Genomic DNA, 13,614 nt, shown 5'->3' on the forward strand with positions numbered 1-13,614 from the left:
ATTAATGATAGTAAAAAGCTTCTAAATAAACATTCAAGAAAAATAATTAATGTAGCTACTTCAACTTATAGTCGATCTAGTTTTCATTAAACAGAGAATTAACTTATTAATTGGCGAAGTTATTTGCTTCTTGCTGCGCTTGCGCTAGTAAATGCGAATATTTGACAGAATCAATTTGGTTTAGTCGTTCTAAAACTTTTACCCGCTCCATCATCCTGCTCATCGCTCCCGAAAGATTCCCGGCTTCACGGTTTACCCACGCTAGGTTATACAATGCGCCACTCAAGTATGGCCACTCCCAATGCTCATTGGGGGTGAAGGAATTTAGCTGATTGTAGTCGACCGGTGCTTGTGAACCGGGCGGGCGCAAGCCAGCCAATTCTTCGTATACCTCAAGTCCCTGTTGGGATAGGACATCTGCCGAAGCCGCATCCAGCCCTGACCGGTGGTAATGGAGCAGCTCGAAGAGCGTTGCTGCTAAAGTAGGCTGATGCTTGGCCAAATCCACTTGCGCAAGGCGTTCGTAAACTTTGGCACGTTTGGCTGTCCAGCTGGCCGCTGCCGGGTGATTCCCAGCCTCTCGGTTCAGCCACGCTAGGTTATACAATGCGCCACTCAAGTATGGCCACTCCCAATGCTCATTGGGGGTGAAGGAATTTAGCTGGTTGTAGTCGACCGGTGCTTGTGAACCGGGCGGGCGCAAACCAGCCAATTCTTCGTATACCTCAAGTCCCTGTTGGGATAGGACATCTGCCGAAGCCGCATCCAGCCCTGACCGGTGGTAATGGAGCAGCTCGAAGAGCGTTGCTGCTAAAGTAGGCTGATGCTTGGCCAAATCCACTTGCGCAAGGCGTTCGTAAACTTTGGCACGTTTGGCTGTCCAGCTGGCCGCTGCCGGGTGATTCCCAGCCTCTCGGTTCAGCCACGCTAGGTTATACAATGCGCCACTCAAGTATGGCCATTCCCAATACTCATTGGGGGTGAAGGAATTTAGCTGATTGTAGTCGACCGGTGCTTGTGAACCGGGCGGGCGCAAGCCAGCCAATTCTTCGTATACCTCAAGTCCCTGTTGGGATAGGGCATCTGCCGAAGCCGCATCCAGCCCTGACCGGTGGTAATGGAGCAGCTCGAAGAGCGTTGCTGCTAAAGTAGGCTGATGCTTGGCCAAATCCACTTGCGCAAGGCGTTCGTAAACTTTGGCACGTTTGGCTGTCCAGCTGGCCGCTGCCGGGTGATTCCCAGCCTCTCGGTTCAGCCACGCTAGGTTATACAATGCGCCACTCAAGTATGGCCACTCCCAATGCTCATTGGGGGTGAAGGAATTTAGCTGGTTGTAGTCGACCGGTGCTTGTGAACCGGGCGGGCGCAAACCAGCCAATTCTTCGTATACCTCAAGTCCCTGTTGGGATAGGGCATCTGCCGAAGCCGCATCCAGCCCTGACCGGTGGTAATGGAGCAGCTCGAAGAGCGTTGCTGCTAAAGTAGGCTGATGCTTGGCCAAATCCACTTGCGCAAGGCGTTCGTAAACTTTGGCACGTTTGGCTGTCCAGCTGGCCGCTGCCGGGTGATTCCCAGCCTCTCGGTTCAGCCACGCTAGGTTATACAATGCGCCACTCAAGTATGGCCATTCCCAATACTCATTGGGGGTGAAGGAATTTAGCTGGTTGTAGTCGACCGGTGCTTGTGAACCGGGCGGGCGCAAACCAGCCAATTCTTCGTATACCTCAAGTCCCTGTTGGGATAGGGCATCTGCCGAAGCCGCATCCAGCCCTGACCGGTGGTAATGGAGAAGCCAAAATAAAGCCGCAGCTAAATCGGATTGATACTTGAGTGGATCGAGCTTGGCAAGACGTTCGTAAATCTTAATTCGCTCACGTATTGCCATAGCACCTTCCTTGGGTTTTCCTATATTAGCTAGTGTTGAAGCTAATGAAAGAAACGCGTGAGCCCGGTCAATCCAAGGTTGCGGACAAGCTAGTATATTATCTTCGATGACCGGCTTCTCAGTATTTTGAAAATCAAGAACAATAGGAACGTCACAACCAGGGTGGCCAATTGTAATATAAGCTTCATGACCGCCAGGTGAATTCAAATACTCGCCTTCAATTAGTGGTAATGATGTAAAATCCACTACTGGATTCTCTTCATCCATAAGGAAAATTCTCGCTCGATATTTTTCCAAAGATGGGTGAAGCCAGACTTTAAAATGACGGTCGTCTGCCGTATGAAATACATAATTCCCACCGTAAGCAAGTTTATCTGGAAGAGTAACATTACGCTCCAGCGTTAGCCGTTTAAATGTCTCGAAGTCTAGAGGTGCTGACTGAGCTTTAAGATCATAAGCATATAGCATTCCCAAGTTTTCAAGTGGGGTATCGAGTTGATTGGACTGCGCAGGCGGGGTCCGGTAAATAGAAAGATACAGACCCATTTGTTCAAGATCAATAAAGAGCCATCGCTCCATCTGAAATGATCCGTCATGAGAAGAAAGAAGGTTTAAGTTATCGTTGCCGGCACCCTTCCAACCTAAGAACAAGCGATTGGCATGAGAGGCAAGAGTGGGTGATTGCTCACTGGTGTCGCCTAGTACTACAGTACCTTCCAGTCCTTCAATTCCGAAAGCTCCTGTTGTATTGCTAAAGAGTGCCACTTTGGAAATATTAAGATTCCCCTTTCCCCTGCCCGTCCATGCCATATACAAACGCCCGCCATGAGAAACCAGAGCTGGCGAGTAATGGCTGGTGTCACCAAATACTTTCTTTCCATGAAAATGCAGCTCATTATTATTGGAGAACATTAGGTTAAGGTTGTCATTACCTGCACCCTTCCACGCCAAGAATAACCGACCGTTATGGGAAGTTAAGGCTGGTGACTTTTCACTGGTATCGTTTAGTACCACCTTACCTTCCAAACCATTAATTCTCAGTCCTTCTATATCACTTATAGCCACTTTGGCAACATTAAGTTTCCCTTCTCCTACGCCTGTCCATGCTAAAAATAAATTCCCTTCATGGGAAACTAGAGCTGGAGCGTAAGGGGTGGTATCTTTAAACGTTTTCTTAATAGGAAAGCTTGTTCTTTCTATATTGGAGGCCATTAAATTTAAATTGTTATTACCAGCCCCTTTCCATGCCAAGAATAATCGACCATTATGAAAAGCTATAGCTGGCGATTCATCGCTAGTGTCATTCATGACTACTTTACCTTCAAGACTTTCAATACCTGGAAGTTTAAGTTTGTCTGTTGTGTAGACCTTGGCCGAATTCAAATTCTTATTACCAGAGCCTTTCCAGGCCAAAAATAGTTGTCCATCGTAAGAACTAAGCGATGGAGCATGGGTTGAGGTATCGTTAAATACTTTTTTTTCGGAAGGGCGCAAGTTTGCTCCGCAAGCAAATCCCATATGCACGGCGTTGTTTACAGCACGACGTTCATCCGGGTAAGGGTCAAAACGAATAAGGTCTGCGAATCGGACATCGGCTTTGGTAGGGAGAAGAGTTGTTGATTGAGCAATAGCCGTTTGTTTATATTTTGTAAATTCATCCCCTCCATAGCCACTATTTAAAAATGTACCACCAGCCGTTAGCAAAAACGAAGGAGAGTTATAGTAGATTTCTATCCCTCCTTCGGCTTGGTCATTTGTCCCTTGTAACACCGGTCGTTTCCCATGGTAGAAACGATGTTGGAAAGCTTGAGCCACAGTGCTCGGTTTCATAGCGAGAATATATGCAGCCACTGGAGGACGATAGGTGGCAAGTCCAGCAATCAAAGCTTCAAAAGCCCACCCGGCAGGAAATTGGTTTGTTGGCTTTCCTTCTATATCAGTGGGACCAGCATACATGAGAAAAAAGCCAATGACCGCATCCTTGCCTTTTCCTTGCGGTCTCAATAGCTCGTTATGCTCATTGGTCGGAAGGTTGACAAACTCCTTCAACCGGCGAAAAGGATTGATTCGTCGCTGCCTGTTACTCGAGACTGCGAATTTCATCGTAGTATAATCAAGCAAAATTTGCGCAGCGGTTCGAATTGATTCGTCCCGAGCGAACTCGTAAAGATTCAGGATCGCATGCAAAGTGAGCCGTTGATAAGGACGAGAGTTGAATTCAAGAAAATCATATTTTGCAATTGTATGCATATAATCTAATAGCCATTTAGTTAACCCGTTCCTATTGGTGTTGTCGTAGCTCTCATCACCAGTCTCGTCAAATAAGAGTTGATTCACCAAATACTTGGTACTATTGATCATTAAAAGATGGTTTTCAGTTTCTGGAATTTCTTCCGTTGGAAGAAGTTTAAATGATTCATGCACCGGGTTATGGGGTCCGCTTATTTCTGCGGGGACAAATTTGTCTAGGATAAGCCTTAAATCATAATCGGTCAAAAAATGGCGGTATCGATAGATAATGACCATTAAGCCTTTGAGAGCCATATCATAGTCGCCTTGACGATTTAACTTAATTCCTAATACTAGTTCTTCATCATGAATCGATGTTCCCACTTTACCGTGTTCTACCTCCAACCTTTTTAGCGCATTTACTGTTTCCACGGCCAAGTGTTTTTGGTCCTCTTCTGGAATTCTTGAATCAAGGCTGTCTTGAGCAGTCTGTAGATGAGAAATTAGAATAATTGTTTTATTCTCATCTAAAAAACCATTCACATCAGCTAAAGAATGTCTGCTTGCATATTCGTTAGCAATAGCACTTGCTCTAAAACTGTGACTAGCAAATGCGTGAGCTGGGGTTCCATCCATAGCAACGGCGTGTGCAGGAAGTTCATAATCCATGTGAATCATCTCTCCTTTTGAAATAATTGGAGTTTATGGAAGAACTTGATTACGTTCGGTCTAAGTTATGAAGTAATTAACAGACAGATTAATCTAGATGGAGATTTGGTGATAGATAAAGTAGTAATTAGAGTTAAGTAGATTTCTCTATAATCTATTCATTTCTTTCATTAGACTCTCTAATAAAAACAAAATTTTTTACGTATATGAAGAAACCTAGCTACCCTCGAATTACTGTGGTGTTAGGTTTCTCCATTTGTAAGAGCATGCATGCAGACTCTTTGATTTTAATAACTGATTAGTAATTTGTCTTCCTAGGTAGTAGACTGTCCTCGAAGATAAATGGACGAAATATCCGTGCCCTGATGAGTTGTTGTTAAAAAATGAGTTAGTCCTGAGCCGCCCGGATCTGATTGTGAACGTAATGAAAGTACTCATTTTGGAGGACTTTTGGACGGGTAAGCAACTCCTCCAGCTTCTGGAGGTTTGTCCATGTCTCGCCTATCGTGGCCGCTCGGTACCATAGGTTTACCACAGTTGCCTTCTGCTCAATATTCATAGTATTCCATGCTTGTCCCGATTTCGGCGTATATTCGGAACTAGTTGCGCCTTTACATACCCATCCAGGGATGAAGCTGTCCCGTTCAAGCTGCCAAGCATGGACCAATTCATGGATGAACACCTCTCCGGGGGTTGGGTAGTTACTACCGCGTGTTGTTCCCATTGGGTTTTGGAAGACTTCGTCTCCTAGATTTAGAAGAACCCCACCATCGATATTGGGAGCCACGAAAATCCTACCTCCAAGTCCGGTCAAATTGGTCAGGATGATCCGTTCACGCGGCGGAAGCGTGCCCTTGAACACCAAATTGGCAAAGGCGTACTCTTCTACTGACATCGGGCGATGCTTCACCAAGGCGTTGGTCGCAGCCAGGGTCCCGACAAACACCGGGATGGCCAAAGTAGGACTCAAGAGAAACGAAGCGCCGGCCGTTGCCAGCAACGCTGGAATGCCTCCGACTCCAACCACATTGGCTTTAGTGATGGCCCCTAGTTCTTTTCCGATAAAATGGATGATGGCTGCCTGCGGGCCTAGCGCCACATTGACAACCAAAAACTCCACGACATCTTTCACAACCGACTCCAGTCCGCCAACGACCCCGCTGTATTCATAAGCTTTGGCGATCTGTAAGGTGCCAAATTGAAGCGTCGGCCACTCCAGTTGGATCAGTTTACTGTGATCCCGTTCATCCCAGTCAAAGTCTCTTCGTGGACTCAAACCGCTCTCTGTGCCCTCCACGGTACCGGACTTCTGGACCACCAGAGCCATTCCCGCATTCGTGGCAATTGACGCCCTCACTTGAAACTGGTAATCGAGGAATCCGCTGTCATGTAAGTGTCCGCGGAAGGTATAGTGGCCGTCTTGGCGCAATTCTAGTTCCGCCCACCCCCCCAATGCAACTCCGCTGGGGGTGATGATTCTTCGGTGCATACGCACCACTTCAACGAATGGCCCGCGGATGAGTGTCCACCCAATTGTCCCATTCTGGAAGTCTTGCATGCGCCCACCGCCTGGCCGATCCCGCTCTGGGCTAATAGGATATCCTAGGGAACTACGTTCCCAACCCAAGTTCTTCCAGTGTTCACGAATTCCCCCATACACCTCCTGGGCTCCGATATTCGGATACCAGTAGATGGACTTCTCCGGTTTGCCCGGCTCGTGCAGGGAGCGGAAATGATTGAAACGTCCTTGGCCATCGGGGGTTGGCAGCTCGTCAGTAATTGGATAGCCGAATTTCTCGAGCCCGATTCCCCACCATTTCGCGCTGATTTCTCCCCAGATGGCGTGGGCTCCTGTTTCCGGGTGCCAGGAAATGACGCCCCGCTGAAACCGCTGCATGCGGCCCACGTTGTCAAAGGTCGGGGTCTCCGCACTGACGGGATAGCCTAATGGCCCCTTCTCCCAGCCGAGCGCTGCCCAGCGTCCGCGGATGGCACCGAACACTTGATGCGCACCCGTTTCCGGGTGCCAGTAGATGGACTTCTCCGGTTTGCCCGGCTCGTGCAGGGAGCGGAAATGATTGAAACGTCCCTTGCCGTCAGGGGTCGGCAGCTCGTCAGTAATTGGATAGCCGAATTTCTCGAGCCCGATTCCCCACCACTTCGCGCTGATTTCTCCCCAGATGGCGTGGGCTCCTGTTTCCGGGTGCCAGGAAATGACGCCCCGCTGAAACCGCTGCATGCGGCCCACGTTGTCAAAGGTCGGGGTCTCCGCACTGACGGGATAGCCTAATGGTCCCTTCTCCCAGCCGAGCGCTGCCCAGCGTCCGCGGATGGCACCGAACACTTGATGCGCACCTGTTTCCGGATGCCAGTAAATGGACTTCTCCGGTTTGCCCGGCTCGTGCAGGGAGCGAAAATGATTGAAACGTCCCTTGCCGTCCGGGGTCGGCAGCTCGCTGGTGATCGGGTAGCCGTAACGTTCGCGGCCAATTTCTTGCCACTTGGCATTGATCAATCCCCAAATGGCGTGGGCCCCCGTTTCCGGGTGCCAGGAAATGGTGCCTCTTTGAAATTTCTGCGCCCGTCCCACGTTGTCAAAGGTCGGGGTCTCCGCACCGACGGGATAACCTAACGGTCCGGTCTCCCAGCGCTGCGCTATCCAACACCCGCGAACTGCGCCGAATACTTGATGCGCACCCGTTTCCGGGTGCCAGTAGAGAGACTTTTCCGGTTTGCCCGGCTCGTGCAGGGAGCGGAAATGATTGAAACGTCCCTTGCCGTCCGGGGTCGGCAGCTCGCTGGTGATCGGGTAGCCGTAACGTTCGCGGCCAATTTCTTGCCACTTGGCATTGATCAATCCCCAAATGGCGTGGGCCCCCGTTTCCGGGTGCCAGGAAATGGTGCCTCCTTTAAAGGTCTGGAACCGTCCCACCCCGTCGAAAGTGGCAGTCTCGTTGCTCGTCGGCAGATTGAGCGGCCCATTCTGGCCGCCTGTAGCGAGCCACTTTTGTTCAATGGCACCGAAAATGGTAAAGCCGGCAACATTGGTTGGCATCAAACTCTCCTCCTTAATGGAATCTATATTTTTTTAGCTTGTAGCTTTTTCATGGGTATTTCTTTTGCAGAACTCATGTTTACCTCAAATAACAAAACGGAAATACAAAAATAAGGAAGCACTCATGTCCCCATTGAAGTTGAGAAGTTGGAGAACTTTAGGAAAAGACTCACGTTTATGTATAAATCATTTCTGAGAAAGGAAAAGTTTAAAGAGGTAGTTGAAGCTTTTTGTTCTATAGAAATCAATGTTAAAAAATTGCAAAAGAATGTTACACTATATGGGTTTCAACTCTGACGAAAAAGATATTATTATGATTTTTCACCTACATAATATCATATTTTTGATAATTCATATATATTTATTTTAAATAATCAGAAATTTTAGTTTATTTTATTCAATCTTCTCTGTTTTTTAAAGCCTTTTAAGTTCTTTCCTGATTAGGAAGTGCCAAGTAGTTATGGAAGACGTAACATTTGAAAGACACCCTGTCGTTTTAAAAAAATTCAAGAGAACGATAGGAAGTTTTCGGGTAAGAAATTTTCTAATGCCGATATAGAGACAACGTGAATCTTTAGAGTGGAGGATGAAAAAAGCGACCGACAGGTCGCTTAATACGTAACTATGACTAACTAGATTAATTTCTTTCTAAGGACCTTTCCCCAATGCGCTTCTTCATGTGCAGGGAATTGGTTTGAAAAATACGGTGAATCGAGTCTTTTACTTAACCCTGATGACTTGGGAAACAAACATAATATTCATTAGAAAAATTTAGAACTGGCTGTTTTTTCTTCACTCTAAAAATTGATTAATTGCTCACTAATGACAAGATAACCATTGTTCTCTTGGTTTTACTCGAAGATAACTGACTCTAAATATCTTCAATCAATTAACCAGATACCGATCAGCTCGTTTATCGGCAGCCGGTGCAATCCTTCAGGATCTTCATAAACAATTAATCGGTTCTTTGCGTTTAATTCCCGAATAGTTCCAATGTGATAATGAAACTTCTTCTCCTTCCACGACTTCATCTTTACCTGGCACTTGCGTTGTGCGGCCAATACCAGTTCTTCCTGCAACAACTGCAGGTCAGTTTCATCCAAGTCCGGCTTCGCATCGTGCTTATCCTCTTCGTACCAGGCTCGTATCATTTCCACATGCTCGGTCAACATCATTCCCTGCCACTTGATAATCCCGCGGTCCTTAATGTCCCCTACCTGTTTCAGGTATTTATTCTTCTTCATTTTTGACCACCTCCTCATTATTATAAGAACATACGTTCTTATAATAACACTTAAATACGGTAGGCAATCCTTTTTGGGAAAATAAAAAAAGCCCTCTACCGCTTAAGGTGGAGGGCTTCTCACTACTGTTTATTCTTTAACTTCTCAATGAGATCTGAAACGTCTTTTTTGCGCGTATCCGTTTCTTCTTGCAACACAGACGCTTCTTTAAAGGAGCCATCCGGATTCCATTCCACGTCGAGAATGTCGCCTTCTTTGGCATAGCTTTCCAGCTTGGAACGTTCGATCAGCTCCTGGTGGGATTCATTTCCCTTTTCCACCAGAACGGCAAACTCCTCGTCGTATCGATCTAATGTGTACTTAGTTGACTTCATGGATCAGCACTCCTTTGGAATCATAGAGTTTCGCCGGATCCCCACTGTTCAACCACATGTTGGCCGTGGTCCACTTCAAGTAGTTGCCCCCTGATTTCGCATTCGGTCCACTGGTGACATGGACATTCGCTCCTGCTTTTAGCGTGTAGGTCGGGAACGTGAAGGACTGGTTTCCTTGCACGGAAACAAGTTTCCAGCCAGCCATTGCCACATCGGTCGTTCCAACGTTTTGAATCGAGACGATTTCAGTTGACAGGTCTTTCTTCACGATCTGTAGCTTGCCTGTGGTGCCGGCTGGTGGCGGAGTCGTTACCGGTGGTTTTGTGACCGGAGGTGTCCAAGCCTTGGCACTTACACTGTGAGCCTGGCCATTGGTTGTCACGGTCACATCACCGGAAACAGCTGTGGAATAGATTTTCGACTTTACATTTGTTAGACGAGAAACAACTTCTTTATGCGGGTGACCGTAAGAATTGTCCTTTCCATAAGAAAGAACGGTCCCCACCGGGTAAACTTCATTGATGAAGTTGGCCGATGAACTGGTGTTGGATCCATGATGTCCCGCTTTCAAATACGTGCTCTTCAAATCATATTTTGGCAACATCGTATTTTCGATGGCAACATCTGCATCGCCTGTCAATAAGAAGCTCACTTTGCCGTATTTGGCTTTCAAGACAATCGATGCATCGTTGTTGTCACTTGCTTGTGAGTCCACATTCAGCACTTGTACACCTAAGACACTGTCGAATGGCAGTTTCTGGCCAACTTTCGGCACTTCAAACGCAATGTTCTTGGCATCAATTAACTGAAGCAACTCATAATACGTATCGGTCGTATGCACTTTCCCTGAGTCGTAGAACTTGGTTACAGGGAAGCTGTTCAAGACAGAGATCAATCCACCGATGTGATCCGCATCCGGATGCGTCGCGACGACAGCATCGAGTTTGGTCACGCCTTTTGATTCCAGAAACGAAACGACTTTCGCACCCTGAGCTTTCGTTCCACCGTCAATCAGCATGTTCTTGCCGTTGCCGGATTGAATCAGGATGGAATCTCCTTGCCCAACATTAATAAAATGAACTTTCGCCTGCTTGTCTCCCGTTTCTTTCGTGATCAGTGCGCGCGCTAAGAAGGCGGACATCTGGCCTTTGGTTAGCTTTTCGGTTGGACGGTACGTCCCGTCTGGATAACCGAGCGTGATATTGGCATGGACGATTCTTTTTACATAAGAATAGGCAGCCATATTCGGTCCGACATCTTTGAACGTTTTCGTTGATTCCGTGGTTAAGTTGAAGGCTCTGGCCATGACAATTGCCATCTGGCCGCGATCCATGATTTCTTTTGGCCGATATGTTCCATCCGGGAATCCAGTGATGATTCCTGCTTTCACAGCCGAATTGATGTATCCGGACCAGGGAGACGAAGCATCCACATCTTTAAATTTAGTGTTTGCTTGCGTGCCATCTAATTTAAGCGCTTTTGAAAGCATGACAGCTGCTTCTTCCCGAGTTAGTTTCTTATCAACTCCATACCGGCTGTTATATCCAACTACGTCATTTTCATAGAGATAGGCAATGTCATCATAGAATCGATGATTAACGGGAACGTCACTATACGTTGCAGCCTCTGCGTTGTTCATTGGCACCAACGAAAGTAACAAGACAGTCGCCAGCATGAACATTAGTATCTTCTTCATTTTTCCTCCCCATTTCTTGTAAGATAAGTTAATCATATAGGCGACATGTAAGTAAGTCTATGCAAATTTATAACTATATGAGAAATAAAGGTAATTTTATCTGGATATTATTATTTATTAAAAATATTCAATTATCTAATTGAAATTTCTAAGACATATGATATATTTCAGTTTAGGGATAGAAGTATTTTGGCCTATATCAAGAAATTCCAGATGAGAACGATGAGGAGAAGTGAAATGGAAAAACCATTCGAAATACCAATTGGAATTAAAGATCAACTTGAAGACAATATGGAGGTCATTACAACTATTTTCAGTCCTGCGCTTTCGGGAATTGGAATTTTGATTATTGGAGAGAATTATCATGAGGATGCTGATCACGTCGTCGTTCGAATTTATCTATTAGGAAACGAGGAGACAGAATGGTTTATCCAGGATGAACTACAGGCCTTTGCTTTTTTGAGTTTAGCCAGCGCTCAGCGCTTTATTATCAATTTGCCGTCTATGTCTGCATTGGATTTAATGTTAGTGATGAGTGGGCATGGTTCGAAAAGTCATCAACCGGTTTTCTTTCAGTAATCTGTAATAAAGAAATTCTTTTAGCATCAACTGGTAACTAGTTTCGAACTAACGAGGAATAGTATTGTAATGATCCAGGTTAGACAATCTTGAAATATTTGTCCCTTAGCTATTTTTATCTGCTATACTTCTAGCTATTTGTTGAAGACCTACTTATACCAGTACTACAGCTCTCACAAATCTCACTTATTATTTAAACCAGTTCATTATGTGCTTTTTTCACCAAACAATAACCGGGCCGCCATTTACTTTAATTAAATGAGTCACGGCCCTTTATTGTTTACTATACTATCGATGAGAACCGTTGTTTAACAGAGAAGTAGTGGCTCCATTCTTTAAGACCAACAATCTGACTTCACACCTGTCTTGGTCTTGTTCTACTCCCGTGAAGTGATTTCAAGTGGATGATTCCATTCAATTGTTTCATCTGAACCCTTCTTCAACTTCACCTTTCGATTTCCACTGTTTTTGTTTTCGGGTATTGTTTATTCTGGTCGACTGGTAGCACATCCTCTTTAGAAACTTCTTTTCTCAACCGAGCGGCGAACGATTTGATATAGTCATCGTCTTGTTTCAGCAGCTCGTCATGATAAATGTTTTCCAACGTCGCGTAAGTCTCCTTGTCCATCAGCTGCTCCTTCTCCAGTTGATGGAGCGGGTGAGTATAATCGCCTTTCTCGTATTGGGAACTGACTGTTAGAGTAAGGCCAGTATCCTGTGGAATGGCCACGGTATAGGCTGTACGCTCTTGGTTGTGCTGATCGAAGTCGAGGTTGTTCATTTCCCCGAACGGTCTAAATTCCTTGCTGATGCCGTGTATAAACATTTCCGGTTCTTCGTTAGTCAATTCTTTTCCGGAATGCGCCTCATGCTCCTTCAATGCTTGGTCCGTGAGGTTGTAGGAAATATCATCCGCTTTGCTTTGCTGCAACTCTTTTTCTTTTACCTGATCAAAATGCAAATCAATTTCGTCAATAAACTCACTGGCGGTGCTTTGGACTTCCTTCAGCAGCCGCTCCTTGTCTTTCAATTCAGTCCCTTGTGTCCAGTTGGCCAAATAAGAAAGCGTGAAGTCTTCTGTATCGATGCCATACCGATTGGCGACCACATAGGAAACCATTTCCGCCTGAAACTCCTTTTCATTCGTCGACAGCTCTTTGGACAGTTCCGGCGTGTGCATCTTCGCGTGTGCCAGCTCATGGATCAGCACAGAAACGTTTTCGAATTCCGTGTTCCGCGGATTTAAGGCAATAATCTTTTCATGCGGAGCGGCTGCTCCTTTGGCCGTGCCGAGTTCGAAAGGCGCTTCATCGACAATGGTGAAATCTAGCTTGTGTGCGACTTTATTTAAGGCGGATATCATTTCCCTGCTGCTTTCCAGGCTGCCGTCACGGTGGTACTTACCGAAGATTTCAGAGACCGACAGATTCATTTCGCGTGCATTGGTCTGCGTGTATTCGAATACATGGCCAATCTTAAAGAACGTTTTTTTCGATGTTTCCAGTTGCTTCTTCTCAATCAATTCTGTTTCCTGCTTAGTGGCGGAGGATACCGGCACATCGATGCCATTCTTCTTGAAAAACTGGATCGGCGTTGGTACCAGGATTTTGATACCCTTCTCCCCTTTCTGGACAGCCGCTCCTTTGCTTTTCCAAAAATTAAAGGAGCCCACTGCTTGGGCTCCCCTGAACTGCTTATCGATTAACGTCATATTGCGCTGCGAATAATTATGAAATTTGGCCATGAATGCCAGGTGTTCCCGCATTGATTTTTCGGAAACGAAATACGATTCGATCTGCTGGTCCATCCCTGCAGTCAGCTCTTCAATTTCCTTCATCTTCTCTTCCGGGGTTTTCTTTTTGCCTTTGAAGGCCATTCAGTCC

The 13,614-nt window shown here is 46.1% G+C and carries 7 protein-coding genes; 1 reads left to right on the forward strand and 6 read right to left on the reverse strand.

What is annotated here, in order from left to right; all coding sequences use genetic code 11:
• Positions 1 to 106: 106 nt before the first annotated feature.
• From Q0785_RS12020 to Q0785_RS12045, 5 genes are all read right to left on the reverse strand, one after another.
• Complete coding sequence (locus Q0785_RS12020) at positions 107 to 4,783, reverse strand: hypothetical protein (protein ID WP_298830042.1); 4,677 nt, start codon at positions 4,781 to 4,783, stop codon at positions 107 to 109.
• Positions 4,784 to 5,171: 388 nt separating this feature from the next.
• Complete coding sequence (locus Q0785_RS12025) at positions 5,172 to 7,838, reverse strand: hypothetical protein (protein ID WP_366522836.1); 2,667 nt, start codon at positions 7,836 to 7,838, stop codon at positions 5,172 to 5,174.
• Positions 7,839 to 8,719: 881 nt separating this feature from the next.
• The gene (locus Q0785_RS12035; RefSeq protein ID WP_298830044.1) at positions 8,720 to 9,082 is read right to left on the reverse strand and encodes a YolD-like family protein; all 363 of its coding nucleotides are present in this window, start codon (positions 9,080 to 9,082) and stop codon (positions 8,720 to 8,722) included.
• 122 nt (positions 9,083 to 9,204) lie between these two features.
• Positions 9,205 to 9,456 carry a DUF3006 domain-containing protein gene (locus Q0785_RS12040; RefSeq protein ID WP_298830046.1) on the reverse strand — a complete coding sequence of 84 codons (252 nt, stop codon included), beginning with the start codon at positions 9,454 to 9,456 and terminating at the stop codon, positions 9,205 to 9,207.
• The gene (locus tag Q0785_RS12045) at positions 9,443 to 11,152 is read right to left on the reverse strand and encodes an S-layer homology domain-containing protein (RefSeq protein WP_298830048.1); all 1,710 of its coding nucleotides are present in this window, start codon (positions 11,150 to 11,152) and stop codon (positions 9,443 to 9,445) included. The genes Q0785_RS12040 and Q0785_RS12045 overlap by 14 nt, the downstream gene beginning before the upstream one ends.
• Positions 11,153 to 11,389: 237 nt before the next feature.
• Between Q0785_RS12045 and Q0785_RS12050 the strand changes: the two genes are divergently transcribed.
• Positions 11,390 to 11,731, forward strand: a complete 342-nt coding sequence (locus Q0785_RS12050; RefSeq protein WP_298830050.1) for a hypothetical protein — start codon at positions 11,390 to 11,392, stop codon at positions 11,729 to 11,731.
• Between the two features lie 445 nt (positions 11,732 to 12,176).
• Here the strand turns inward: Q0785_RS12050 and Q0785_RS12055 are convergent, their stop codons facing one another.
• Positions 12,177 to 13,607: an ArdC-like ssDNA-binding domain-containing protein gene (locus Q0785_RS12055; RefSeq protein WP_298830051.1), complete on the reverse strand. Its 1,431-nt coding sequence runs from the start codon at positions 13,605 to 13,607 to the stop codon at positions 12,177 to 12,179.
• Positions 13,608 to 13,614: the final 7 nt, after the last annotated feature.

Origin of the sequence: uncultured Planococcus sp., from assembly GCF_947501725.1 — a bacterium.
GTDB classification, from domain to species: domain Bacteria; phylum Bacillota; class Bacilli; order Bacillales_A; family Planococcaceae; genus Planococcus; species Planococcus donghaensis_C.